19 protein-coding genes and 7 tRNA genes are annotated in these 25,425 nt (G+C 54.9%); 4 read left to right on the top strand and 22 right to left on the bottom strand.

Features of this window, described 5'->3' with window-relative positions; genetic code table 11:
- Position 1 precedes the first annotated feature (1 nt).
- Positions 2-2,584: a leucine--tRNA ligase gene (leuS, locus tag BV390_RS12685; protein ID WP_049268233.1), complete on the bottom strand. Its 2,583-nt coding sequence runs from the start codon at positions 2,582-2,584 to the stop codon at positions 2-4.
- A 221-nt stretch (positions 2,585-2,805) separates the two neighbouring features.
- On the opposite strand from leuS, the gene BV390_RS12680 reads away from it, so the two are divergent.
- Positions 2,806-3,291, top strand: coding sequence for a zinc ribbon-containing protein (locus tag BV390_RS12680; RefSeq protein ID WP_172958370.1), 486 nt, complete (start codon positions 2,806-2,808; stop codon positions 3,289-3,291).
- 68 nt (positions 3,292-3,359) lie between these two features.
- Here BV390_RS12680 and BV390_RS12675 read toward each other — a convergent pair whose 3' ends face one another.
- From BV390_RS12675 to miaB, 9 genes are all read right to left on the bottom strand, one after another.
- Positions 3,360-4,085 carry an amino acid ABC transporter ATP-binding protein gene (locus tag BV390_RS12675; protein ID WP_032688870.1) on the bottom strand — a complete coding sequence of 242 codons (726 nt, stop codon included), beginning with the start codon at positions 4,083-4,085 and terminating at the stop codon, positions 3,360-3,362.
- Positions 4,085-4,759, bottom strand: a complete 675-nt coding sequence (gltK, locus tag BV390_RS12670; protein ID WP_004859564.1) for a glutamate/aspartate ABC transporter permease GltK — start codon at positions 4,757-4,759, stop codon at positions 4,085-4,087. The genes BV390_RS12675 and gltK overlap by 1 nt, the downstream gene beginning before the upstream one ends.
- Positions 4,760-4,761: 2 nt before the next feature.
- On the bottom strand, positions 4,762-5,502 hold the full coding sequence (locus BV390_RS12665; RefSeq protein WP_004859566.1) for an amino acid ABC transporter permease: 741 nt from the start codon (positions 5,500-5,502) through the stop codon (positions 4,762-4,764).
- 163 nt (positions 5,503-5,665) lie between these two features.
- A complete protein-coding gene (locus tag BV390_RS12660; RefSeq protein ID WP_032688868.1) occupies positions 5,666-6,574 on the bottom strand; it encodes an amino acid ABC transporter substrate-binding protein in 909 nt (302 codons plus the stop codon).
- A gap of 406 nt (positions 6,575-6,980) precedes the next feature.
- A complete protein-coding gene (lnt, locus tag BV390_RS12655; RefSeq protein WP_032688865.1) occupies positions 6,981-8,519 on the bottom strand; it encodes an apolipoprotein N-acyltransferase in 1,539 nt (512 codons plus the stop codon).
- Between the two features lie 22 nt (positions 8,520-8,541).
- Positions 8,542-9,420: a CNNM family magnesium/cobalt transport protein CorC gene (gene corC / locus BV390_RS12650; RefSeq protein WP_004859572.1), complete on the bottom strand. Its 879-nt coding sequence runs from the start codon at positions 9,418-9,420 to the stop codon at positions 8,542-8,544.
- A 101-nt stretch (positions 9,421-9,521) separates the two neighbouring features.
- Positions 9,522-9,989, bottom strand: a complete 468-nt coding sequence (gene ybeY, locus BV390_RS12645; protein ID WP_032688862.1) for an rRNA maturation RNase YbeY — start codon at positions 9,987-9,989, stop codon at positions 9,522-9,524.
- Complete coding sequence (locus tag BV390_RS12640) at positions 9,986-11,032, bottom strand: PhoH family protein (RefSeq protein ID WP_004859576.1); 1,047 nt, start codon at positions 11,030-11,032, stop codon at positions 9,986-9,988. The genes ybeY and BV390_RS12640 overlap by 4 nt, the downstream gene beginning before the upstream one ends.
- A 153-nt stretch (positions 11,033-11,185) precedes the next feature.
- Positions 11,186-12,610: a tRNA (N6-isopentenyl adenosine(37)-C2)-methylthiotransferase MiaB gene (miaB, locus tag BV390_RS12635; protein ID WP_032696397.1), complete on the bottom strand. Its 1,425-nt coding sequence runs from the start codon at positions 12,608-12,610 to the stop codon at positions 11,186-11,188.
- 208 nt (positions 12,611-12,818) lie between these two features.
- On the opposite strand from miaB, the gene ubiF reads away from it, so the two are divergent.
- On the top strand, positions 12,819-13,994 hold the full coding sequence (gene ubiF / locus BV390_RS12630) for a 3-demethoxyubiquinol 3-hydroxylase (RefSeq protein WP_085396995.1): 1,176 nt from the start codon (positions 12,819-12,821) through the stop codon (positions 13,992-13,994).
- Between the two features lie 148 nt (positions 13,995-14,142).
- Here ubiF and BV390_RS12625 read toward each other — a convergent pair.
- The 12 genes from BV390_RS12625 to nagB all read right to left on the bottom strand — a co-directional run bounded on the left by BV390_RS12625 (position 14,143) and on the right by nagB (position 21,211).
- A tRNA-Gln gene (locus tag BV390_RS12625) sits at positions 14,143-14,217 on the bottom strand.
- A gap of 36 nt (positions 14,218-14,253) precedes the next feature.
- A tRNA-Gln gene (locus BV390_RS12620) sits at positions 14,254-14,328 on the bottom strand.
- 46 nt (positions 14,329-14,374) lie between these two features.
- Positions 14,375-14,451: transfer RNA gene (locus BV390_RS12615), tRNA-Met, on the bottom strand.
- 20 nt (positions 14,452-14,471) lie between these two features.
- Positions 14,472-14,546: transfer RNA gene (locus tag BV390_RS12610), tRNA-Gln, on the bottom strand.
- A 36-nt stretch (positions 14,547-14,582) separates the two neighbouring features.
- A tRNA-Gln gene (locus BV390_RS12605) sits at positions 14,583-14,657 on the bottom strand.
- Between the two features lie 109 nt (positions 14,658-14,766).
- Positions 14,767-14,851: transfer RNA gene (locus BV390_RS12600), tRNA-Leu, on the bottom strand.
- A gap of 9 nt (positions 14,852-14,860) precedes the next feature.
- Positions 14,861-14,937: transfer RNA gene (locus BV390_RS12595), tRNA-Met, on the bottom strand.
- 226 nt (positions 14,938-15,163) lie between these two features.
- Positions 15,164-16,828, bottom strand: a complete 1,665-nt coding sequence (gene asnB / locus BV390_RS12590; protein WP_004859583.1) for an asparagine synthase B — start codon at positions 16,826-16,828, stop codon at positions 15,164-15,166.
- Positions 16,829-17,107: 279 nt separating this feature from the next.
- Positions 17,108-17,860, bottom strand: a complete 753-nt coding sequence (locus BV390_RS12585) for an HAD-IIA family hydrolase (protein WP_015584887.1) — start codon at positions 17,858-17,860, stop codon at positions 17,108-17,110.
- A 45-nt stretch (positions 17,861-17,905) separates the two neighbouring features.
- The gene (nagC, locus tag BV390_RS12580; RefSeq protein ID WP_004859587.1) at positions 17,906-19,126 is read right to left on the bottom strand and encodes a DNA-binding transcriptional regulator NagC; all 1,221 of its coding nucleotides are present in this window, start codon (positions 19,124-19,126) and stop codon (positions 17,906-17,908) included.
- A gap of 7 nt (positions 19,127-19,133) precedes the next feature.
- Complete coding sequence (nagA, locus tag BV390_RS12575; RefSeq protein WP_032688842.1) at positions 19,134-20,282, bottom strand: N-acetylglucosamine-6-phosphate deacetylase; 1,149 nt, start codon at positions 20,280-20,282, stop codon at positions 19,134-19,136.
- 128 nt (positions 20,283-20,410) lie between these two features.
- Positions 20,411-21,211, bottom strand: a complete 801-nt coding sequence (nagB, locus tag BV390_RS12570; RefSeq protein WP_004859594.1) for a glucosamine-6-phosphate deaminase — start codon at positions 21,209-21,211, stop codon at positions 20,411-20,413.
- Positions 21,212-21,524: 313 nt separating this feature from the next.
- Between nagB and nagE the strand changes: the two genes are divergently transcribed.
- Together nagE and glnS are read left to right on the top strand one after the other, a co-directional pair.
- Positions 21,525-23,546: an N-acetylglucosamine-specific PTS transporter subunit IIBC gene (nagE, locus tag BV390_RS12565; RefSeq protein ID WP_032696394.1), complete on the top strand. Its 2,022-nt coding sequence runs from the start codon at positions 21,525-21,527 to the stop codon at positions 23,544-23,546.
- 178 nt (positions 23,547-23,724) lie between these two features.
- Positions 23,725-25,392 carry a glutamine--tRNA ligase gene (gene glnS / locus BV390_RS12560; RefSeq protein WP_085396994.1) on the top strand — a complete coding sequence of 556 codons (1,668 nt, stop codon included), beginning with the start codon at positions 23,725-23,727 and terminating at the stop codon, positions 25,390-25,392.
- The last annotated feature ends 33 nt before the right edge of the window (positions 25,393-25,425 follow it).

Below are 25,425 nucleotides of genomic sequence, written 5' to 3'. Positions count from 1 at the left end.
CTTAGCCAACGACCAGGTTGAGCAGTTTACCCGGGACGTAAATCACTTTACGTACGGTGACACCGTCGAGATACTTCGCGACCAGATGTTCCTGACCCGCACGTGCACGAACCTGTTCTTCGGTTGCATCGACCGGAACGGTAATTTTACCACGGACTTTACCATTAACCTGAACAACAACCAGGGTGGTATTTTCAACCATGGCGCTTTCATCGGCGACCGGCCACGGCGCGTTGTCGATATCGCCTTCGCCGCCCAGCTCCTGCCACAGCGTGAAGCAGGCGTGCGGGGTGAACGGATTGAGCATACGCACAACCGCCAGCAGAGCCTCACGCATCAGCGCGCGATCCTGTTCGTTTTCCTGCGGCGCTTTCGCCAGTTTGTTCATCAGCTCCATGATCGCGGCGATCGCGGTGTTGAAGGTCTGACGACGACCGATATCATCGGTCACTTTGGCGATCGTTTTGTGCACATCGCGACGCAGCGCCTGCTGATCTTCGCTCAGGCTGGCAACGTCCAGTGCGGCAACCGGGCCCTGAGTCGTGTGCTCATAAACCAGTTTCCAGACACGTTTCAGGAAGCGGTTTGCCCCTTCAACGCCGGACTCCTGCCATTCCAGAGTCATATCTGCCGGAGAGGCGAACATCATGAACAGACGAACGGTATCCGCGCCGTAGCGTTCAACCATCACCTGCGGGTCGATGCCGTTGTTCTTCGACTTGGACATTTTGCTCATGCCGGTGTACACCAGCTCGCGACCCTGCGGATCGTAGGCTTTGACGATACGGCCTTTTTCATCGCGCTCCACGGTGGCATCAACCGGAGAAACCCAGTTGCGCTCGCCGTTTTCACCAACGTAATAGAAGGCGTCAGCCAGTACCATCCCCTGGCACAGCAGCTGTTTCGCCGGCTCGTCGGAGTTAACCATACCCGCGTCGCGCATCAGCTTATGGAAGAAGCGGAAGTACAGCAGGTGCATAATCGCATGTTCGATCCCGCCGATGTAAATATCGACCGGCAGCCAGTAGTTGGCGGCGTCTGGATCCAGCATTCCGTCATTGTACTGCGGGCAGGTATAGCGCGCGTAGTACCAGGAGGATTCCATAAAGGTATCGAAAGTGTCGGTTTCGCGCAGCGCAGGCTGACCGTTAACGGTGGTTTTTGCCCACTCCGGATCGGCCTTGATTGGGCTGGTGATGCCGTCCATGACCACATCTTCCGGCAGAATGACCGGCAGCTGATCTTCCGGTGTCGGCATGACGGTACCGTCTTCGAGGGTGACCATTGGAATCGGTGCGCCCCAGTAACGCTGACGGGAAACGCCCCAGTCGCGAAGGCGATAGTTAATTTTGCGTTCGCCAACGCCCATGGCCGCCAGTTTGTCGGCAATAGCGTTGAAGCCCGCTTCGTAGCTCAGGCCGTCGAACTCGCCGGAGTTGAACAGGGTGCCTTTTTCAGTCAGCGCCTGCTCGGACAGATCCGGTGCTGAGCCGTCTGCCGCCAGAATAACCGGCTTAATGTTCAGACCATATTTGCTGGCAAATTCGTAGTCGCGTTGATCGTGACCCGGAACGGCCATGACGGCGCCGGTGCCGTATTCCATCAGCACGAAGTTTGCCGCCCAGACCGGAATCTCTTCGCCGGTCAGCGGGTGAATCGCTTTGTAGCCGGTATCGACGCCTTTTTTCTCCATCGTCGCCATTTCTGCTTCGGCGACTTTGGTGTTACGGCATTCGTCGATAAACGCAGCCAGCTCCGGGTTGTTCGCTGCCGCCTGCTGCGCCAGCGGATGACCCGCGGCTACGGCCAGGTAGGTACAGCCCATGAAGGTGTCCGGACGGGTGGTGTAGACGGTCAGCTTGTCGGCATACTCGTTAACGTTGAAGGAGATTTCTACCCCTTCAGAACGGCCGATCCAGTTGCGCTGCATGGTCTTAACGGTATCAGGCCAGTGATCCAGCTTATCCAGATCGTTGAGCAGCTCGTCGGCGTAGGCGGTGATTTTGATAAACCACTGCGGGATCTCTTTACGCTCAACTTTGGTATCGCAGCGCCAGCAGCAACCGTCAATAACCTGTTCGTTGGCGAGAACGGTCTGGTCGTTAGGGCACCAGTTCACCGCAGACGTTTTTTTGTACACCAGGCCTTTTTTATACAGCTCGGTGAAGAACTTTTGCTCCCAGCGGTAGTATTCCGGGGTGCAGGTCGCCACTTCACGGCTCCAGTCATAGCCAAAGCCCAGCTTTTTCAGCTGGTTTTTCATGTAGGCAATATTGTCGTAGGTCCACGGGGCCGGCGCGGTGTTGTTTTTTACCGCGGCGCCTTCCGCCGGCAGACCAAACGCATCCCAGCCGATCGGCTGCAGAACGTTTTTGCCGAGCATACGCTGGTAGCGGGCAATGACGTCGCCGATGGTGTAGTTACGCACGTGACCCATGTGTAGTCGACCAGAAGGATAAGGAAGCATCGACAGGCAGTAATACTTCTCTTTGCTCTCGTCTTCAGTTACTTCAAATGTACGATGATCGTCCCAGTGAAGCTGGACTTTCGATTCTATCTCTTCCGGGCGGTATTGCTCTTGCATGGCAGCCAGTGGTCCTGTTTTCAATACAGCTACAAAATGTAGCCAATGGATGTGTTATCAGATCGGCATAGCATAGCCCAAACGCCCACGTCAAAACAGCCTTTCGCACATTAACATCGGCAAAAGCGGCGGAGACTATTTCGCGACTCTGTGGGCTAACTGGCAAAGCAGATGGCAAATAAGGTCTATTATTAGAAGAAGTTAACCACACCGGAGGCGAAATGATGAACAAGGTTGCTCAATTCTACCGTGAACTGGTGTCGACGCTCAGTGAACGGCTGCGCAATGGAGAACGCGATATTGACGCGCTGGTGGAACAGGCGCGGGTGAAAATTAGCCAGTCTGGTGAGTTAACGCAGCGCGAAGTGGAGTCGCTGACCACCGCGGTCAGACGCGATCTCGAAGAGTTCGCGCGCAGTTATGAAGAGAGTCAGGACGAACTGACGGACAGCGTGTTTATGCGGGTGATCAAAGAGAGCCTGTGGCAGGAGCTGGCGGATATTACCGATAAAACCCAGCTGGAATGGCGCGAAGTGTTCCAGGATCTCAACCACCACGGGGTTTACCATAGTGGCGAAGTGGTGGGGCTGGGAAACCTGGTGTGCGAACACTGCCATTATCACCTGGCGGTCTATACCCCGGATATTCTGCCGCGTTGCCCGAAATGCGGCCACGACCAGTTCCAGCGTCGTCCCTTTGAGCCTTGATACGCCGCGCTGAGGTGGCTGAATGAAACCCGACGCGCACCTGCTGATGCGCGTCGGCAAGGCGACCGTTAATGCAGAATTTTGGCGAGGAAGTCTTTTGCGCGATCGGATTGCGGATTGGCGAAAAAGGCTTCTTTGTCAGAGTCTTCGACAATTTTCCCTTCATCCATAAAGATCACCCGGTTGGCGACCTTCCGGGCAAAGCCCATTTCGTGCGTCACCACCATCATCGTCATGCCTTCGTTGGCCAGTTCGACCATGACATCCAGCACTTCGTTGATCATTTCCGGATCCAGCGCGGAAGTCGGTTCGTCAAACAGCATCGCAATCGGATCCATACAGAGCGCACGGGCGATAGCCACGCGCTGCTGCTGACCGCCGGAGAGTTGGGCCGGGTATTTATCGGCATGGGCGGAGAGCCCTACGCGTTCCAGCAGCTTCAGGCCTTTTGCCCGGGAAGCGGCTTTGTCGCGGTTAAGCACTTTGACCTGCGCCAGCGTCAGGTTATCGATAATCGACAGATGCGGAAACAGTTCAAAGTGCTGGAACACCATCCCGACGCGGGAGCGCAGTTTGGCAAGGTTGGTTTTTTTATCGTTGACCCGGGTACCATCTACGGTGATCTCACCCTGTTGAATAGGCTCCAGGCCGTTGACGGTTTTAATCAACGTTGATTTGCCTGAGCCGGAAGGCCCGCACACCACCACCACTTCACCTTTTTTCACTTCCGTGGAGCAATCGGTCAGCACCTGAAAGTGACCATACCATTTTGAAACGTTTTTCAGGGTAATCATTACACAGTCCTTTTCTTCAACCAGCTGACCAACAGCGATGCGCTGAGACTAATGACAAAATAAACGGCGCCTGCGAACAGGATCATCTCGACCTGGGTTCCGTCGCGCTCGCCGATGGTGGAGGCGGTACGGAAGAAGTCGGCCAGGCTCAGAACGTAAACCAGAGAGGTGTCCTGGAACAGAACGATCCCCTGGGTGAGCAGCAGCGGTACCATGGCTCGAAACGCCTGCGGCAGAATAATCAGCTTCATGGATTGCCACTGGGTCATCCCCAGCGCCAGCGCGGCGCTCGACTGGCCGCGAGAGATACTCTGGATACCCGCGCGGATAATTTCCGAATAGTACGCCGCTTCAAACATCGAAAAGGCCACCATCGCGGAGATCAAGCGGATATCGCTCTTCGGCGACAGGCCAAGAACGTTCTGCAGGAAGCCGGGAACAATCAGATAAAACCACAGCAGGACCATCACCAGCGGGATCGAGCGGAACACGTTGACGTAGGTCTTCGCAAACCACGCCAGCGGCAGGAAGCTGGACAGACGCATAACCGCCAGCAGGGTGCCCCAGACGATACCAAAAATGATGGCGGTCACGGTGATTTTCAGGGTGATAACCAGCCCGGCCAGCAGGTAGGGCATCGATGGAACGATAGAACTCCAGTCAAAATCGTACATGATTATTTGCCTCCCATATTGCCCGGCAGGCGGACCTTGCGTTCAACCACATACATCACCAGCATAATCACCGCATTAATAAACACATAGGCGAGGGTAATCGCGGTAAAGGATTCCCAGGCGTGGGCCGAGTAATCCAGCAGCTTGCCTGCCTGTGCCGCCATATCCGCCAGCCCGATGGTTGAGGCGATGGCCGAGTTTTTCACCAGGTTCATCATCTCAGAGGTCATCGGCGGCACAATCACCCGATAGGCGTTGGGCAGCAGGACGTAACGATAGGTCTGCGGCAGCGTCAGGCCCATCGCCAGCCCGGCGTTTTTCTGCCCGCGCGGCAGTGACTGAATGGCGGCGCGCACCTGTTCGCATACGCGAGCGGCGGTAAACAGCCCCAGACACATCATCGAAGAGAGGAAGAACTGAATATTCGGATCGAGCTCGGATTTAAACCACATGCCGATGTTTTCCGGCAGCAGCTCCGGCACCACCAGGTACCAGGTGAAGAACTGAACGATCAGCGGGACATTACGGAACAGTTCGACGTAGCAGGTCCCGATGCTGGATAACCAGCGGTTGGGGGCGGTGCGTAAGATGCCGAACAGCGAGCCGACGAAAAAAGCGATAATCCAGGCGCTAATCGACAGGGCGATGGTGACCTGAAAGCCGCTCCAGAGCCAACCCAGATAGGTGGTATTGCCGAACGGGGCCTGTTGCAGGAAGATTCCCCAGTTCCAGTCTATTGACATAAATGACTCCTGGAAAAAAAAGGGTAGCATCGCTACCCTCGAAGATCATTGTGCAGCCTGTTTCGGTATTCGCGGCGGCTGGGGAACGACCAGCCACCGTATAGTCTGTCCGTGCTGTCACAACAATCGGGAGGGCAGGGTGTCCTGCCCCTTGTTTTTTTAATTAGTTCAGAGCTTTGTCGTTAGGGGTCTTGAACAGCGTCTTCATGTCGTCGGAGAGTTCGAAGTTCATATTCAGATTTTTCGGCGGAATTGGGTTTTTGAACCATTTATCAAACCATTTTTCCGCTTCGCCGGAGGTCTGGGCCGTGGCGACGGTGTCATCAATCAGCTTTTTAAACTGCGGATCATCTTTACGCAGCATACAGCCGTAGGCTTCTTTCGACTGTGCCGTACCGACGATCTCCCAGTTATCCGGTTTCTTCGCTTTCGCGCGTTCGCCAGCCAGCAGCGCATCGTCCATCATAAAGGCCACCGCGCGACCGCTTTCCAGAGTACGGAAGGAGTCGCCGTGGTCTTTGGCGCTGATAATGCGCATGTTCATTTTCTTCTCGTCATTCAACTTATGCAGCAGAACTTCGGAAGTGGTACCGGAAGTGACGACAACCGCTTTGTCTTTCAGATCCGGGAAATCTTTAATCGCCCCGCCTTTTTTCACCAGCAGGCGGGTACCCACGACGAAAATGGTATCGGAGAAGGCGGCTTGCTTCTGACGTTCAAGGTTATTGGTCGTGGAGCCGCACTCGAAGTCATAAGTCCCGTTCTGCAGCAGCGGAATACGGTTTTGCGAGGTCACCGGAACCAGTTTTACCTGCAGGTCAGGCTTATTCAGCTGTTTCTTGATGGCGTCAACGATAGCGTTGGAGTAGTCCTGAGAGTAACCGACCACTTTTTGTTGATTGTCGTAGTAAGAGAACGGTACGGAGGATTCACGGTGGCCGACGACGATAACGCCGTTTTTAGCGATTTTGTCCAGTGTGCTGCCTGCTGCCGGGGCGGCATCTTCCGCATGCGCCAGACCGGCGGTCATGCCCATGACCAGCATCGCTGTGGCCAGTTTACGTAATTGCATATCCAACTCCTTATCCTCAGCGTCACTGACGCTTTTGATACCCATTGTGAATGTGTGTGTGCGTTATTATGGCTGCGACGCTGACGCGCAGCATTTGTATGTGTTTGTTAGCATTTAGTTTGGCTTAATGTAAAGATTTTGCTGCTTTATTGTTTATTTTTGCGAAGTGCTCCGCACCATTTAAAGGCAAAAATCGTCCATTGCACCAGGTTAGTGCTTGAGGCGAGCGATGCTGGTGCAACCGGGTTATACCAGCAATAAATGTCGCCGCGACCTGAGAATATTAAGCAATGGGCGTGCCAGGTTGGCGAGTGGCGAGAAGGAAGCATGGAGAGAAAGGCGGCCCCGGCGACGGCTGCCGGCCGGGGCTATGCGGATCGACACTCAGATCCGCAGGCTGTAACGATTAGCGACGACGCTGGCGCAGACTCATGATCAGCGCGCCAAAACCCAACAGCGCGGTCAGCGCCCACAGCGGCCAGTTACCGGTACGGGCGTACGGGGTCAGGCCGGACGTCGGAGTGACTTTGGTGGTCAGCACTGCACGGGTAAACTGCGGGATCATATCCTGAATTTCCCCACGCGGACCGATGACGGCGGTAATACCGTTATTGGTGCTGCGCAGCAGCGGACGCGCCAGCTCCAGGGCACGCATCCGCGCCATCTGGAAGTGCTGCCACGGACCGATGGACTTGCCAAACCAGGCATCGTTGGAGATGGTCAGCAGGTAGTCGGTATCCGGGCGGAAGTTATCCCGCACCTGCTCGCCGAGAATAATCTCGTAGCAGATAGCCGCCGTCAGCTTCATGTTATGTGCCACCAGCTGCGGCTGGACGTACGGACCGCGGCTGAATGAGGACATCGGTAAATCGAAGAACGGAGCCAGCGGGCGCAGAATGGACTCCAGCGGCACGAATTCACCAAACGGCACCAGATGATTCTTGTTGTAGCGATCTTTGGAATCGTAGCTGTAGGGATTATCTTTGCCCAGCGTAATGATGGTGTTGTAGGTATTGTAACGGTTCTGCTTGTTAAGCCGGGCGTCGACAATACCGGTAATCAACGAGCTGTCTTTCGCGCGCAGCAGGTCGTCCATCATACTCAGGAAATTCTGCTGGTTGATTTCCAGATCCGGGATCGCCGATTCTGGCCAGACGATCAGCTGGGAGGAACCCATATGCGGCTGCGTCAAATCCAGATAGGTTTTCAGCGTATTCACCAGCTGGTTTTCATCCCATTTCAGCGCCTGGGGAATATCGCCCTGCACCAAAGATACCTGGGTTGCCCGCTCCGGCAGCAGCTGATACCACTGGATGTAGCGCAGCGGGAAGGGCAGCGCAAACAGCACGATGGCGGCAACCAACGGTTTCCAGCTGCGTTGAATGAGCGCAAGAACCAGCAGGCCGCTAACCACCATCAACAGGAAGTTAATGGCTTCAACGCCCATCACGGGCGCCAGCCCTTTCAACGGGCCGTCAATCTGGCTGTAGCCAAACTGCAGCCACGGGAAGCCGGTCAGCACCCAGCCGCGCAGGAATTCGCTGATTTGCCAGACGACCGGGGCGGCGACCGCGACACGTATCCAGTTTGTTCTGGGCCACAGGCGCGACAGCAGACCGGCGAACAGTCCGGTATACAGCGACATATATGCCGCCAGCAGTACCACAAGGAATACGTTGACCGGGCCGGGCATGCCGCCGAACTGGGCAATGCTGACATAGACCCAGTTGATGCCGGAACCGAACAGCCCCATCCCCCAGAAAAAGCCGATCCAGGCGCTTTGCAGCGGACGTCGGTTAAGGGTCAACCCCTGCAGGCCGATTAACGAAACAATCGCCGCCGGCCAGATGTCATAAGGAGAAAAAGCCAGCGTTCCGCTGGCTCCGAATAATAGCGCCAGCAGCAGACGTACGCGCTGGCGTTCGATTAGAGAGGCAAATACCATTTAGGTTAATCGTCCCGTGTAATTAATCTTCCAGCTTCGGCTGCGGTGCGTCATCAGGAAGTTTGACATGTACCTGGATGATACGTCGGCTATCGGCCATGGCGACTTTGAATTGGTAACCATCGATGTCAATAGACTCACCGCGCGCCGGCAGATGGCCAAAGGCCTGCATCACCAGCCCGCCAATGGTATCCACCTCCTCATCGCTGAAGTGAGTGCCATAGGCTTCGTTGAAGTCTTCAATGGAGGCCAGGGCGCGCACCGTCCAAGTGTGGCGGCTCAGTTGACGAAAATCGATATCTTCTTCTTCATCGTATTCGTCTTCTATCTCGCCGACGATAAGCTCGAGAATGTCTTCAATGGTCACCAGACCGGAGACGCCGCCGAACTCATCGATCACGATAGCCATATGGTAACGCTGGGAGCGGAACTCTTTCAGCATGCGGTCAACCCGCTTACTTTCAGGCACGACAACCGCCGGGCGTAACACTTTTTCCATGCTGAATGCCTCGGAATCGCTGCGCATAAACGGCAGCAGGTCCTTGGCCATCAGAATCCCTTCAATGTGATCTTTATCTTCGCTGATGACCGGGAAACGCGAGTGGGCGGACTCGATGATCACATCGAGGCATTCGTCCAGGGTCTGATTGCGTTTCAGGGTAATCATCTGCGAGCGGGGGATCATGATATCGCGGACGCGCTGGTCGGCGATGTCCATTACCCCTTCGAGCATATCGCGCGTATCTTCGTCGATAAGGTCGTTTTGCCCGGAATCACGGATCAGCTCCAGCAGTTCATCACGGTTTTTCGGTTCTCCGTGAAAAAGCTGGCTGAGTAACAGGGAGAAGAATCCCTTTTTGCTGTTTACTGTGTCACTACTGTGTGAATTGTCGTCGCTCATGGCGTCGTGTGGGTTCTCATGTCAGTTAATTTGTCGCTCGTCGCGCGTGTGTTCAGCGCCGGACGGCATGGGGGCCGCTCGCCGGTTAAACCGGCGGCAGGCTATTCCTTCTCGGCAATGTACGGATCCTCATAGCCCAGAGCAAGCATTATCTCTGTTTCGAGGCCTTCCATCTCTTCCGCTTCTTCATCAATGATATGGTCATAGCCCAGCAGGTGCAGACTGCCGTGAATCACCATATGCGCCCAGTGCGCTTCCAGCGGTTTGTCTTGCTCTTTGGCTTCCTGTTCAACGACCTGACGGCAGATGATCAGGTCGCCAAGCAGCGGCAGTTCGATACCCGGCGGCGCTTCAAACGGGAACGACAGCACGTTTGTCGGCTTATCCTTGCCGCGATAGGTCAGATTCAGCTCATGGCTTTCGGCTTCGTCTACCAGGCGTACGGTCACTTCTGACTCCTCCTGGAACTGAGGAATGACGGCATCGACCCAGCGTTGAAACTGGGCTTCATCCGGCAACCCCGCGTTATCTTCGCAAGCCAGCTGTAAATCGAGAATAACCTGACTCATTTCTGCTCCTGTTCCTGGGCTTCGCGTTTGCGCTCGGCGGCCAGTTCTGCTTTACGTTTTTGGTCAGCTTCTTCCCACGCTTCATACGCATTCACGATGCGAGCTACCACCGGGTGGCGTACCACATCTTCGCTATGGAAGAAATTGAAGCTGATTTCATCAACTTCCGCCAGCACCTCAATGGCGTGGCGCAGGCCGGATTTGGTGCTGCGCGGCAGGTCTATCTGAGTGACGTCGCCGGTGATCACCGCTTTTGAGTTAAAACCGATACGGGTCAGGAACATCTTCATCTGTTCGATGGTGGTGTTCTGGCTTTCATCGAGAATAATAAACGCATCGTTCAGCGTACGGCCGCGCATATAGGCCAGCGGTGCGACTTCGATAACGTTGCGCTCAATCAGCTTCTCGACCTTCTCAAAGCCGAGCATTTCGAACAGCGCATCGTACAGCGGGCGCAGGTACGGATCGACTTTCTGACTCAGGTCGCCGGGCAGGAAACCGAGCTTTTCCCCGGCTTCGACGGCAGGGCGGGTCAGCAGAATACGGCGTACGTCCTGGCGTTCGAGCGCGTCGACCGCCGCGGCAACCGCCAGATAGGTTTTCCCGGTCCCGGCAGGGCCGACGCCGAAGGTAATATCATGATCGAGAATGTTGGCGATGTACTGCGCCTGGTTTGGCGTACGCGGCTTAATCACGCCACGCCTGGTCTTAATATTGACGGCCTTACCGTACTCCGGCACGCTCTCGGCGCTTTGTTCCAGCACCCGCGCCTCTTTAATGGCCAGATGAATCTGTTCCGGTTCAATATCCTGAATCTGTCCGCGCATCGGCGCAGTATCGACGTACAGGCTGCGCAGGATATCGGCTGCCGCGTTCACGCATATCATGCGCCCGGTCAGTTTAAAGTGATTGTCACGGCGATTAATTTCGATGCCTAATCGGCGTTCCAGCTGTTTGATGTTGTCGTCAAACGGGCCACACAGCCCCAGCAGGCGTGCGTTATCCGCTGGCTCCAGGGTAATTTCACGGGTTTCTATGTTCAAGCTGTTCCTCTTTACACGTTTTGCCGGACAGCGAACGTCTCCGGCCAGTAAGGAAATTATTCACGTCATGGGAATATGGCGCAAGCATTGCGATGAATATTGGGCCGGGGAGAGGAAATACAAGGCCTGCCGGGGGCGGCAGGCCTGAACGGATCACGGCTGATAGGTTCCGACGCCGAGGTCGTTTTCTTTGCGGGTGCGGGCGATAACGGATTCCGGAGATTCCGCGATACGCAGTCCCATTTCCTCTTCGGTACGCACAATTTTACCGCGCAGCGAGTTGGTGTAGACGTCAACGATTTCGACATCGACAAACTTACCGACCATATCCGGGGTGCCTTCGAAGTTGACTACCCGATTGTTCTCGGTGCGCCCTGAGAGCTCCATGATGCTTTTGCGGGAGGTGCCTTCAACCAGAATGCGTTGGGTAGTGCCAAGCATGCGGCGGCTCCAGGCCATAGCCTGCTGGTTGATGCGCTCCTGCAGAATATACAGGCGCTGCTTCTTGTCCTTTTCCGGGACGTCGTCGACCATATCCGCCGCCGGCGTTCCCGGACGGGCAGAGAAGATAAAGCTGTAGCTCATATCGAGATTCACATCGGCAATCAGCTTCATGGTCTTCTCGAAATCTTCGTTGGTTTCGCCAGGGAAGCCGACGATAAAGTCGGAGCTAATCTGGATATTCGGGCGCGCTTCGTACAGCTTGCGGATAATCGCTTTGTATTCCAGCGCCGTGTGGGTACGTCCCATCAGGTTCAGCACCCGGTCGGAACCGCTCTGCACCGGTAAATGCAGGAAGCTCACCAGCTCCGGCGTATCGCGATAGACATCAATGATGTCATCGGTAAACTCGATCGGGTGGCTGGTGGTAAAGCGAATGCGGTCGATACCGTCGATCGCCGCGACCAGACGCAGCAGATCGGCAAAACTGCCGGTCGTTCCGTCGTAGTTCTCGCCGCGCCAGGCATTGACGTTTTGACCCAGCAGGTTGACTTCACGGACCCCCTGAGCGGCCAGCTGAGCGATTTCAAACAGAATATCGTCGCAGGGGCGGCTGACTTCTTCACCGCGGGTGTAAGGCACCACGCAGTAAGTACAGTATTTATTGCAGCCTTCCATAATCGAGACGAATGCCGTTGGGCCTTCGGCGCGCGGTTCCGGCAGACGATCGAATTTTTCGATTTCGGGGAAACTGACGTCCACCACCGGACTGCGGTTGCCGCGAACGGAGTTGATCATCTCCGGCAGACGATGCAGCGTCTGCGGCCCGAAAATAATATCGACGTAGTGGGCGCGTTGGCGAATATGGTGGCCTTCCTGAGAGGCGACACAACCGCCGACGCCAATAATCAGGTCGGGGTTCTTCTCTTTCAGTAGCTTCCAGCGGCCTAACTGATGGAAGACTTTTTCCTGAGCCTTCTCACGGATTGAGCAGGTATTGAGCAGCAGCACATCCGCTTCTTCCGCCACTTCGGTCAGTTGATACCCGTGCGTGGCATCCAGCAGATCGGCCATCTTTGATGAATCATATTCGTTCATCTGACAGCCCCAGGTTTTAATATGGAGTTTTTTTGTCATCGACTTGCTCATGCTTAAGTATATATACCCAAAGCTATTTTCTTCACCGGGAATGACTCTGCAATGTGAAGGATAGCGGGTATAAAGCCAGGATTGCAGGGCGCGTATTGTAATGCTTTGGTCGCGCCCTGACCAGTGCGAGCGTTATCACCCCGAGGTGGGGAAAAATCCGGTAAACTTAACGGATTCAGGTTTAAGGATAATTGCCATGACAATTCATGCAACAGATGTCGCCATTGTGGGTGGCGGAATGGTTGGCGGAGCCCTGGCGCTGGGGCTGGCGCAGCACGGTTTTACGGTAACGGTCATCGAGCCATCGGCACCGCCGGCATTTGCGCCTTCAGCGCCGCCGGATGTCCGTATTTCGGCGATTAGCGCCGCTTCCGTCGGGTTACTGAAAAGCCTTGGCGTCTGGGATGCGGTGCGCGCCATGCGTGCGCATCCCTATCGCCGGCTGGAGACCTGGGAATGGGAGGACGCGCATGTGACCTTTGATGCCGTCGAGCTGAAGCTGCCTGAGCTGGGTTATATGGTGGAGAACAATGTTCTGCAGCTCGCCCTATGGCAGGCGCTGACGGCGCATGAGGCCGTCAAGCTGCAGGTTGGCGCCTCGTTACAGGAGATGCAGCGGGGGGAGACCTGCACGACGTTGCGTCTGACCAATGGCGGCGAGTGTGCGGCCAGCCTGGTTATCGGCGCGGATGGCGCCAACTCGCAGGTGCGCCAGTTGGCAGGCATTGGCGTTCACGCGTGGCAGTATCAGCAATCCTGCATGTTGATTAGCGTGCAGTGCGTGCAGGAGCCTGGCAACAGCACCTGGCAGCAGTTTACGCCATCGGGCCCGCGCGCGTTTCTGCCGCTGTTCGACAAGTGGGCATCGCTGGTGTGGTATGACACGCCCGCGCGTATTCGCCAGCTGCAGGGCATGAGTATGCCGCAGCTACAGCAGGAGATTGCGCGCCACTTCCCGTCCCGACTGGGTCAGGTCACGCCGCTGAGTGCCGGGGCGTTTCCACTGACCCGTCGCCATGCGCTGCAGTATGTACAGCCGGGACTGGCGCTGGTGGGGGATGCCGCGCATACCATTCATCCGCTGGCGGGGCAGGGGGTGAATCTGGGTTATCGCGATGTTGACGCGCTGCTGGATATTTTGAGCGAGGCGAAAAGCCAGGGGGAAGCATGGGCAAGCCTGCCGGTGCTGAAACGCTACCAGGCGCGACGCAGAGCGGATAATTTTATTATGCAGTCGGGTATGGATCTGTTTTATGCCGGTTTCAGCAACGATCTGGCGCCGGTGCGCGTGCTGCGCAATATCGGCTTAATGGCTGCGGCACATGCGGGCGTTTTAAAGCGCCAGGCGCTGAAATACGCCTTGGGATTGTAAACCCGGTTCCCGGCTGGCGCGCCGCTTAGCCGGGATATCACCGCAGCGCCTTGTACATCGCCTGAATATGACGTTAACACCGTGATGCGAATTGAAGCGAATGCAGAAAACAAAAAAGCTCGCCGAAGCGAGCTTTTTTGTTATTGAGTGGCTGGGGTACGAGGATTCGAACCTCGGAATGCTGGTATCAGAAACCAGAGCCTTACCGCTTGGCGATACCCCAACGGGTGCGTCCACAGTGTGAACGACTTTTTAAAATTGGCTGGGGTACGAGGATTCGAACCTCGGAATGCCGGAATCAGAATCCGGTGCCTTACCGCTTGGCGATACCCCAACAATTCTTTCTGGATTTATCGAAATGAATCAATAAGTCCTTTATATGGTGGCTACGACGGGATTCGAACCTGTGACCCCATCATTATGAGTGATGTGCTCTAACCAGCTGAGCTACGTAGCCAAGTTTATCATGTTCTTCGATGGCTGGGGTACCTGGATTCGAACCAGGGAATGCCGGTATCAAAAACCGGTGCCTTACCGCTTGGCGATACCCCAATAACCGTCGCGGTGAACCGCAAACATCGAAGAAAATGGCTGGGGTACCTGGATTCGAACCAGGGAATGCCGGTATCAAAAACCGGTGCCTTACCGCTTGGCGATACCCCAACAAAAAATCTTTTACTTCCAGATGAGGTTATCTACAAACTTATTACGGCAGCCTTAATGGCTATCTTACAGCCTAGATATACCCCATCCGTGCAACGCTTTGGGTGAATGGTGCGGGAGGCGAGACTTGAACTCGCACACCTTGCGGCGCCAGAACCTAAATCTGGTGCGTCTACCAATTTCGCCACTCCCGCAAAAAAAGATGGTGGCTACGACGGGATTCGAACCTGTGACCCCATCATTATGAGTGATGTGCTCTAACCAGCTGAGCTACGTAGCCATCTTTTTTTCGCGTTACCTTATCGGCGTTGCGGGGCGCATTATGCGTATTGGGCCTGCGAGCGTCAACCCCTTTTTCAATGAAAATCGCCGGAATGTGACTGTTTGGTTAGGTTGCGAACAGCGTGATGGAATAATCGGCAATTATTGGTTATTTATCGCTTTTCTGCAGTAAAAAAAGCAATAAAAAAACGGACCCCGAGGGGTCCGCCGATCGTACAAAGTGATTATTTATAAGCTGACTGGTGAACGCCCACGGCGCGTCCTGACGGATCGTTCATGGTTTTGAACGCTTCGTCCCACTCAATCGCCTTAGCCGATGAACAGGCGACTGACGGGCCGCCAGGTACGCATTCGGCAGCGCTAGGAACCGGGAACAGCTCCTCGAAGATTTCACGATACAGATACGCTTCTTTGGAAGACGGCGTGTTGTACGGGAAACGGAAGCTGGCGGTTTCCAGCTGCTGGTCGGAGACCTGTTTTGCCGCCACCTCTTTTAACGTATCGATCCAGCTGTAGCCTACGCCGTCAGAGAACTGCTCTTTCTGGCGCCATGCGACGCTGGCCGGCAGATAGGATTCAAAACATTCACGCAGTATATGTTTTTCCATTTTGCCGTTACCACACATTTTGTCCTGCGGGTTAATACGCATCGCAACGTCAAGGAACTGCTTGTCGAGGAACGGGACGCGCGCTTCCACACCCCAGGCTGACATGGCTTTGTTTGCCCGGGCGCAGTCAAACATATGCAGCGCCTGCAGCTTACGAACGGTCTCTTCATGCAGCTCTTTAGCGTTTGGCGCTTTATGGAAATAGAGATAGCCGCCGAACACCTCATCAGAACCTTCGCCTGACAACACCATTTTGATACCCATCGCTTTGATTTTACGCGACATTAAATACATCGGCGTCGAGGCGCGGATGGTGGTCACATCGTAGGTTTCGATGTGATAGATAACGTCGCGGATGGCATCAAGGCCTTCCTGCACGGTGAAGTGGATCTCGTGGTGGACGGTACCCAGATGGTTCGCCACTTCCTGCGCGGCTTTCAGATCCGGCGAGCCCTGCAGGCCGACGGCAAAAGAGTGCAGCTGCGGCCACCAGGCTTCGCTGCGTTCCTGATCTTCAACCCGGCGAGCGGCGAATTTTTTGGTGATGGCGGAGATAACCGACGAATCGAGACCACCGGACAGCAGCACGCCATAAGGCACATCAGACATCAGATGGCTTTTGACGGACTCTTCCAGTGCCTGACGCAGTTCGTTTTTATCCGTGACGTTGTCTTTAACCGCATCATAGTCGAACCAGTCACGCTGATAGTACTGACGGATCTCGCCGTCTTTGCTCCACAGGTAGCTACCTGCCGGGAATTCTTTGATTGTGCGGCAGACCGGTACCAGCGCTTTCATTTCTGAGGCGACGTAGAAGTTGCCGTGCTCGTCGTGACCCATATACAGCGGAATGATGCCGATATGGTCGCGACCAATCAGATACGCGTCCTGCTCGCTATCGTACAGGGCGAAGGCGAACATCCCCTGCAGATCGTCGAGGAATGCCGGGCCTTTTTCCTGGTACAGGGCGAGGATAACTTCGCAGTCGGAGCCGGTCTGGAAGGTATAGCGGTCGCCATATTCCGCACGCAGCGCCTGATGGTTGTAAATTTCGCCGTTTACCGCCAGCGCGTGGGTTTTTTGCGCGTTGTACAACGGCTGGGCCCCGGCGTTCACGTCGACGATAGACAGACGCTCATGGACCAAAATGGCTTTATCGCTGGCGTAGACGCCGGACCAGTCCGGACCGCGGTGGCGCATCAGGCGGGAAAGTTCCAGTGCCTTTTTACGCAGCTCGACCGCGTCAGTTTTAATATCCAGTACGCCGAAAATTGAACACATAACCTTCTCCATTACCCTGTCGTGTTGTGATGTTGTGCAGACGTCGTCTTATCGCGAGGTCTCAGTGCATGTCTAAGAAAATGCCGCAAAGGAGAGGGAGGCGCAAGAGATTTACGGTCAGTAAAAGAAAAAACGCAATGGCGATTGCTGAATATTAAAAAAAGAACATGTTTTGAGCATCTTTATTGATGAATATGCAGTGACATGGCGTTTTTATTAGATGCGTCTCTTTTTTGAAGTGCGATAAATGAAAAACCACGTCCTGGGACGTGGTTTTGTTCAGAAAATATCAATTTCGGCAACGGACGGATAGATCCACGAAGGGCGGAACGGCAGGCTGTCGATATCGTCGAGCGTCGACACGCCGGAGAGAACCAAAATGGTTTCCAGACCGGCCTGGAAACCGGCCAGGATATCGGTACGCAGGTTGTCGCCGACGATAACCGTCTGCTCGGAGTGCGCCTGCATCTTATTCAGCGCAGAACGGATAATCCACGGGCTGGGTTTTCCCACGTAGAACGGCTTGCGGCCGGAGATCTTCTCAATTCCGGCACAGAGAGCGCCGCAGGCCGGATAGAAGCCGCGGCCGTGAGTATCCGGATTGGTGGCAATGAAGCGCGCGCCGTTGGCGACAAAGAAGGCTGCTTTATGCATCATCTCCCAGTTAAAGGAGCGGGTTTCACCGACGATAACAAAATCCGGGTTGACGTCGGTAATGGTAAAGCCGGCTTTATAAAGCTCGTGAATCAGCGCGCCTTCCCCGACCACGTAGGCTTTCTTGCCTTCCTGGCGGCGCAGGAAATCAGCGGTGGCCATCGCGGAGGTATAAAAGGCGCTATCCGGCACGTCGATCCCGGCGGTCGCAAAGCGGTTTGCCAGGTCCTGCCCGGTCTGGGAAGGGTAGTTGGTCAACATCACCAACGGCATATCTTTCTCAAGAATGCGTTTGATAAATTCAGCAGCGCCCGGCACGGCCACATTGTCGTGCATCAGCACGCCGTCAATATCACAGATTACGTTTTGAATGGTCATGGACAGTCCGACATCGTTGAAGAAAGGCGAAACTATATAGCCGCGTTAGCTTTCCAGCAAACGCTGGAGCAGTATACCGTTGAGCATGGCGCGTTTCACCAGCGCAAAAGCGCCGATTGCGGAGCGGTGATCTAACGTGGAGCGAACGACCGGCAGATTCTTGCGAAACGCCTTCAGTGCCTGAGCGTTAATGCAGCCTTCAATCGCCGGTAACAGCACCTTCTCTGCTTCGACAATTTCGCCGGCGATCACCACTTTTTGTGGATTAAACAGGTTAATGGCGATAGCAATGGTTTTACCCAGGTGACGTCCCACATATTCGATGACCTCGCAGGCCAGGGCGTCGCCTTTGTTAGCGGCTTTGCAGATAGCTTTGATCGTGCACTCATCCGCAGTCAGTTTACTCTGGTAGCCCTGTTCAAGAAGGTGGCGCACGCGTTGTTCGATGGCGGCGTTCGCCGCGACGGTCTCCAGGCAGCCAAAATTCCCGCAGTGACAGCGTTCGCCCAGCGGATCGACCTGAATATGACCTATCTCGCCGACGTTGCCGTTACGACCGATAAAAATGCGTCCGTTGGAGATGATTCCCGCGCCGGTACCGCGATGGACGCGCACCAGAATAGAGTCTTCGCAATCCTGACTTGCACCAAAATAGTGCTCTGCCAGCGCAAGGCTGCGAATATCGTGGCCAACAAAGCAGGTGACTTTAAAGCGTTTTTCCAACGCTTCAACCAGCCCCCAGTTCTCGACCTGAATATGCGGCATATAGCGAATCACACCGCTTTCCGGGTCAACGAGTCCGGGTAAGATCACGGAGATAGCGATAAGTTCGCGGATCTTGCGCTGGCAGCGTTCAGTAAAGGCCGCAATGATATTCAGCAGCGCATGTTCCAGCGTCTCCTGGGTACGTTCCGGCAGCGGAAAATGTTCTTCTTCCAGCGTCTTGCTGCTTAAATCATACAGGGTCAGGGTCGCGTCATAGCGGCCAAGGCGCACGCCGATAGCATGGAAGTTGCGGGTTTCCGCAATAATAGAGATGGCGCGGCGGCCCCCGGTGGAGGCCTGCTGATCGACTTCTTTGATCAGCCCGCGTTCAATCAGTTGACGCGTGATTTTAGTCACGCTGGCAGGGGCAAGCTGGCTTTGTTCCGCGATCTGAATGCGCGAAATGGGGCCGTGCTGGTCAATGAGCCGATACACGGCCGCGCTGTTCAGCTGTTTTACGAGATCAACGTTACCAATTTGAGCATGTCCGCCTGCTGTCATTCTTTACTTACTCAGTGACGACCTCGTTACCATTAACGATGGTCTTGATGATTTTATAATCGCGGGTAAAGGCGGTCAGGTTAGCGACCATTCCCGGTGCGATGCTGCCGAGCTGTTTCTCTACGCCAATGGCGCGCGCGGGGTAGAGGGTTGCCATACGCAACACTTCGTCCAGTGCGATACCGCAATGCTCGACGAGATTGCGAACGCCTTCAATCATGGTCAGCGAAGAACCGCTGAGGGTACCATTTTCATCCACGCACAGCCCGTTACGGTAGTATATTGTTTTACCAGCAAAAATGAACTGGTCAATATGCGCGCCAGCCGGGGCGGTTGCGTCAGTGACGAGGCACAGCTTGTCGCCTTTCAGGCGTTTTGCATTCCGCACGTTAGCATAATCGACATGCATACCGTCGACGATAATACCGCAGTAAACGTCCGGTTCGTCGAAAATCGCGCCAGCCAGGCCCGGTTCACGCCCGGTGATGTACGGCATGGCGTTGTACAGATGGGTGGCGAAGGTAATGCCCGCGCGAAAACCGATTTTCGCTTCTTTCAGCGTGGCATTGGAGTGGCCTGCGGAAACCACGATCCCGGCAGCCACCAGTTTACGAATCACTTCGGTACTGACGCGCTCAGGGGCGAGAGTCACTTTGGTTATTACATCCGCGTTTTCACACAGGAAATCGACCAGCGCAGCGTCCGGCTTACGCACGTAGTCCGGGTTGTGCGTGCCTTTTTTCACGATGTTCAGCCACGGGCCTTCAAGGTGCAGACCCAGCGCCTGGTTCGGATGTTTTTGCAGGTACTCGCGCATGACGCGCACGCCCTGTTTCATCAAATCATCGCTGGAGGTAATCAGCGTCGGCAGATAGCTGGTGCAGCCGGAACGTTCGTTAGCCTTTTGCATAATTTCCAGCGTTTCGACGGTAACTGCGTCAGGGCTGTCGTTAAACTGCACGCCGCCACAACCGTTCAGCTGGACGTCGATAAAACCGGGGGCCAGAATGGCGCCATTGACCGAGCGTTGCTCAATCTCAGACGGTAAATCAGCCAGTGAACAGATACGTTCGATAAGGCCATCAGCGATGATAATCGCATGGTCATCCAGAATTTCATGACCGGTATAAATCCGGCCTTGGGTTAATGCATACATTACGACCCCCGGTTCACACGCGCTCTGCTGCAGGCTGGCTTCTGTATGGTTGCTCTGATGCCGCCTGGCGGAGCTGGTGTAGCAAAAAAATGAAATGTCCTGCGGACAGGCCGCAGGACGAGACTACCTTACAGCCCTTTGACGTTTTCGGCTTCTAATTCATTGAAGTATTTCAACGTCTTCACTTTCAGCTCCATGGTGGACGGCTCGTCGCAGACGATCACCGCTTTCGGGTGCAGCTGCAGACAGGTAATGGTCCACATATGGTTGACGTTGCCTTCAACCGCTGCCTGCAGCGCCAGCGCTTTCTGGTGACCCAGTACCAGAATCATCACTTCTTCCGCATCCAGCAGGGTGCCCACGCCCACGGTCAGCGCATATTTCGGCACCAGATCCACGTCGCCGTCGAAGAAACGGGAGTTTGCCACGCGGGTTTCATGGGTCAGGGTTTTAATACGGGTACGGGAGGCCAGTGAAGAGGCCGGTTCGTTGAAGGCGATATGCCCGTCGTTGCCAACGCCGCCCATAAACAGGTTGATTTTACCGTAGGAGCGGATTTTTTCTTCATAACGGCGGCATTCTGCATCGATATCTGGCGCATTGCCGTTCAGCAGGTTAATGTTTTCCGCCGGAATATCAACGTGATCAAAGAAATTACGATGCATGAAGCTATGATAGCTTTCCGGATGCTCTTTCGGCAGACCGACATATTCGTCCATGTTGAAGGTCACAACATGTTTAAAGCTAACCTGGCCTGATTTGTGCATTTCAACCAGCGCTTTGTAAGCGGTCAGAGGCGTACCACCGGTAGGCAGACCCAGGACAAACGGACGGTCCGCCGTCGGTTTGAACGCGTTAATGCGGTTAACGATGTGGCGAGCGGCCCATTTGCCGACTTGTTCAGCGGTTACCAGGGGGATCAGTCTCATTCTTCACCTCTATAGTTAAATTAGAACCTGGCGGATTGGCGCCGGCATACTATTAAGAGTATTACAGTCACTACGACGAGCGGGGTCAATCCGTGTTGATTTTTTGAATGATAAAATAAGTTTTCGATGTTAGCCAGTCGCAGGGAGGGGTTAATACGATATTTGGTGATTATAGTCACAAAAAATACGCATTTAATTTGCGATACGAATTAATTTTCCACACACTTTGCAAGTAAGTTAAAAAACCAACCTGGTTACACAATAAAAAAGTGGCTTTGAATGAGCCTTATCGGGGTCTCATAGGGGGAATAAAGTGAGTATTCTAGGTTATCTACAAAAGGTTGGCCGCGCGCTTATGGTGCCGGTCGCCACGCTGCCGGCGGCAGCGATATTAATGGGTGTCGGTTACTGGATTGACCCGGTAGGCTGGGGTGGAGACAACGCGCTGGCGGCGTTCTTCATTAAATCCGGTTCCGCGATCATCGACAACATGTCCGTACTATTTGCCATTGGTGTGGCTTATGGTATGTCCAAAGATAAAGACGGCGCTGCGGCGCTAACCGGTTTTGTGGGCTTCCTCGTGTTGACCACGCTCTGCTCTCCGGCTGCGGTTTCCATGATCCAGAAGATTCCGGCGGATCAGGTTCCGGCTGCATTCGGGAAAATCAGCAACCAGTTCGTGGGGATCCTCGTAGGGATCATTTCCGCGGAGCTGTATAACCGCTTTAGCAGCGTTGAACTGCCGAAAGCGCTCTCCTTCTTCAGCGGCCGCCGACTGGTGCCGATCCTCACCTCTTTTGTGATGATTGTTGTCGCGTTCATCATGATGTACATCTGGCCGGTTATCTTCGACGGTCTGGTGAACTTCGGTGAGCATATCCAGAAACTGGGTTCCGTCGGTGCGGGCGTGTATGCGTTCTTCAACCGTCTGCTCATTCCGGTCGGTCTGCACCACGCGCTGAACTCCGTGTTCTGGTTTGACGTTGCCGGTATTAACGATATCCCTAACTTCCTCGGCGGCGCTCAGTCCATCGAAGCAGGTAAAGCGGTTGTGGGAATCACCGGTCGTTACCAGGCGGGCTTCTTCCCGATCATGATGTTTGGTTTACCGGGTGCGGCGCTGGCTATCTACCACTGCGCGCGTCCTGAGAACAAGGCAAAAGTGCTGGGTATTATGATGGCGGGCGCCTTTGCCGCCTTCTTTACCGGGATCACTGAACCGCTGGAGTTCTCCTTCATGTTCGTGGCGCCGGTGCTGTATGTCATTCACGCCGTGCTGACCGGTATCTCCGTGTTCATCGCTGCCAGCATGCACTGGATTGCCGGTTTCGGCTTCAGCGCCGGTCTGGTGGATATGGTGCTGTCGTCCCGTAACCCGCTGGCGGTCCACTGGTGGATGCTGATCCCGCAGGGTCTGGTCTTCTTTGTTATTTACTACGTGGTCTTCCGCTTCACCATCACCAAATTCAACCTGATGACCCCGGGTCGCGAACTGGCCGTTGCCGGTAGTGAAGCGGATGGCCAGGATGTGAATGTCAGCAGCGGCAGCGAGCAGGATGTTGCAGGGCTGGCACGTCAGTACATCGCTGCAGTCGGCGGTTCTGACAACCTGACCGGTATCGATGCGTGCATCACCCGTTTGCGTCTGAACGTTAAGGACTCTTCACTGGTGAACGAAGCGCTGGCGAAACGTCTGGGCGCGTCTGGCGTTATTCGCCTGAACAAAACCAGCGTACAGATCATTGTCGGCTTCGTGGCGGAAAAAATCGCTAACGCGATGAAAACGACGGGACCCGTGGCGGCGGCAGAAGCCAACGCGGCACCGGCCGCGGCCGCTCCGACTGCAAAACCGCAGGCCGTGGCTAACGCCAAAACCATCGCCGCGCTGGTATCGCCGATTACCGGTGATATCGTTGCGCTGGAGCAGGTGCCTGATGAAGCCTTCGCCAGCAAAGCGGTCGGCGATGGTGTGGCGGTGAAACCGACCGACAAAACCGTCGTGGCTCCGGCTGCCGGTACTGTCGTGAAGATCTTCAACACCAACCACGCGTTCTGTCTGGAAACGGAAAATGGCGCGGAAATCGTCGTCCATATGGGCATCGATACCGTGGCGCTGAACGGCCAGGGCTTCAAACGTCTGGTTGAAGAAGGCGCGGAAGTGCAGGCTGGCCAGCCGATTCTGGAAATGGATCTGGACTTCCTGAATGCCAATGCCCGTTCCATGATCAGCCCGGTCGTGTGCAGCAACAGCGACGATTACAGTGCGCTGGTGATTCTGGCAACCGGTAAGGTTGTGGCAGGTCAGACGCCGCTGTATGAGATTAAAGGCAAGTAAGGCTCCTGAGTAGCGTTTATGCCTGAGCGGCGGGGGGAAACCTCCGCCGCTTTTTTTTCGCCCATCTGACCCCATAATCTTCTTCAGATACGTATTTTCAGTAACTAATAGTTGTCTCTACGCCCCGCTTGTAAGATCATGTGCCGTTATACGTTGTTTACGCTTTGAGGAACCCACGATGAGTGAGGCAGAAGCCCGCCCGACTAACTTTATTCGTCAGATCATCGATGAAGATCTGGCTACTGGTAAGCACACCACCGTTCATACTCGTTTCCCGCCGGAACCGAACGGTTATCTGCACATTGGCCATGCGAAGTCTATTTGCCTGAACTTTGGTATTGCTCAGGATTATCAAGGCCAATGCAACCTGCGTTTCGATGACACCAACCCGGTGAAAGAAGATATCGAATACGTGGAGTCGATTAAAAACGACGTGCAGTGGTTAGGTTTCCACTGGTCCGGGGATGTTTGCTACTCGTCTGATTATTTTGACCAGCTGCACCAGTATGCCGTTGAGCTGATTAACAAAGGCCTGGCCTATGTTGACGAACTGTCGGCGGATGAAATTCGCGAATATCGCGGTTCGCTGAAAGCGCCGGGTAAAAACAGCCCGTATCGCGATCGCAGCGTGGAAGAGAACCTGGCGCTGTTTGAAAAAATGCGTGCCGGTGGTTTTGAAGAGGGGAAGGCCTGCCTGCGTGCGAAAATCGATATGGCCTCGCCGTTTATCGTCATGCGCGATCCGGTACTGTACCGCATTAAATTTGCCGATCATCATCAGACCGGCAGCAAGTGGTGCATCTATCCGATGTACGACTTCACGCACTGCATTAGCGATGCGCTGGAAGGCATTACGCACTCCCTGTGTACCCTGGAGTTCCAGGACAACCGTCGCCTGTATGACTGGGTACTGGACAACATCAGCATCCCGGTTCACCCGCGTCAGTACGAATTCTCGCGTCTGAATCTCGAATATACCGTGATGTCCAAGCGTAAACTGAACCAGCTGGTTACCGAGAAGCACGTAGAAGGCTGGGATGACCCGCGTATGCCGACCATTTCCGGTCTGCGTCGTCGCGGCTATACCGCCAGTTCTATTCGTGAATTCTGCAAACGCATTGGCGTGACCAAGCAGGACAACACCATTGAGATGGCGTCACTGGAATCCTGCATCCGCGAAGATCTCAACGAAAACGCTCCGCGCGCCATGGCCGTTATCGACCCGGTTAAGCTGGTCATCGAAAACTACCCGCAGGATGCAAGCGAGATGGTGACGATGCCGAATCATCCGAATAAACCGGAGATGGGCAGCCGTGAAGTTCCGTTCAGCGCGGAGATCTGGATCGACCGTGCCGACTTCCGTGAAGAAGCGAATAAGCAGTACAAGCGTCTGGTGCTGGGTAAAGAAGTTCGCCTGCGTAATGCCTACGTGATCAAGGCCGAGCGCGTAGAGAAGGATGAAGAGGGCACGATCACCACCATCTTCTGTATCTATGACGCCGATACGCTGAGCAAAGATCCTGCCGATGGTCGCAAGGTGAAGGGCGTTATCCATTGGGTCAGCGCGGCGCACGCGCTGCCGGTGGAAATCCGTCTGTACGATCGCCTGTTCAGCGTGCCGAATCCAGGAGCGGAAGAAGACTTCCTGACGGTGATGAACCCTGAATCGTTGGTGATCAAGCAGGGCTTCGCTGAGCCGAGCCTGGCCGCAGCGGAGGCCAGCAAAGCCTATCAGTTTGAGCGTGAAGGCTATTTCTGTCTCGATAGCCGCTATGCAACCGCAACGCATCTGGTGTTTAACCGCACCGTTGGTCTGCGTGATACCTGGGCTAAAGTCGGCGAGTAAATTTTTCGTCGCGGCCTGGCCGTCGTCTCTGTG

Source organism: Klebsiella sp. YJ (assembly GCF_002108615.1).
GTDB lineage: Bacteria > Pseudomonadota > Gammaproteobacteria > Enterobacterales > Enterobacteriaceae > Klebsiella > Klebsiella planticola.
Note: the sequence above shows the minus strand (reverse complement) of the source record. Positions and strands in the feature narration are given on the sequence as shown.

Coding starts and splice junctions, on each gene's coding strand:
- BV390_RS12675 (WP_032688870.1), bottom strand. CDS start 4,085: ATGATTACCCTGAAAAACGTTTCAAAATGGTATGGTCACTTTCAGGTG.
- ubiF (WP_085396995.1), top strand. CDS start 12,819: ATGACAATTCATGCAACAGATGTCGCCATTGTGGGTGGCGGAATGGTT.
- nagC (WP_004859587.1), bottom strand. CDS start 19,126: ATGACAGCAGGCGGACATGCTCAAATTGGTAACGTTGATCTCGTAAAA.
- BV390_RS12680 (WP_172958370.1), top strand. CDS start 2,806: ATGATGAACAAGGTTGCTCAATTCTACCGTGAACTGGTGTCGACGCTC.
- miaB (WP_032696397.1), bottom strand. CDS start 12,610: ATGACAAAAAAACTCCATATTAAAACCTGGGGCTGTCAGATGAACGAA.
- asnB (WP_004859583.1), bottom strand. CDS start 16,828: ATGTGTTCAATTTTCGGCGTACTGGATATTAAAACTGACGCGGTCGAG.
- nagB (WP_004859594.1), bottom strand. CDS start 21,211: ATGAGACTGATCCCCCTGGTAACCGCTGAACAAGTCGGCAAATGGGCC.
- corC (WP_004859572.1), bottom strand. CDS start 9,420: ATGAGCGACGACAATTCACACAGTAGTGACACAGTAAACAGCAAAAAG.
- ybeY (WP_032688862.1), bottom strand. CDS start 9,989: ATGAGTCAGGTTATTCTCGATTTACAGCTGGCTTGCGAAGATAACGCG.
- nagA (WP_032688842.1), bottom strand. CDS start 20,282: ATGTATGCATTAACCCAAGGCCGGATTTATACCGGTCATGAAATTCTG.
- BV390_RS12585 (WP_015584887.1), bottom strand. CDS start 17,860: ATGACCATTCAAAACGTAATCTGTGATATTGACGGCGTGCTGATGCAC.
- BV390_RS12665 (WP_004859566.1), bottom strand. CDS start 5,502: ATGTCAATAGACTGGAACTGGGGAATCTTCCTGCAACAGGCCCCGTTC.
- BV390_RS12660 (WP_032688868.1), bottom strand. CDS start 6,574: ATGCAATTACGTAAACTGGCCACAGCGATGCTGGTCATGGGCATGACC.
- glnS (WP_085396994.1), top strand. CDS start 23,725: ATGAGTGAGGCAGAAGCCCGCCCGACTAACTTTATTCGTCAGATCATC.
- lnt (WP_032688865.1), bottom strand. CDS start 8,519: ATGGTATTTGCCTCTCTAATCGAACGCCAGCGCGTACGTCTGCTGCTG.
- gltK (WP_004859564.1), bottom strand. CDS start 4,759: ATGTACGATTTTGACTGGAGTTCTATCGTTCCATCGATGCCCTACCTG.
- leuS (WP_049268233.1), bottom strand. CDS start 2,584: ATGCAAGAGCAATACCGCCCGGAAGAGATAGAATCGAAAGTCCAGCTT.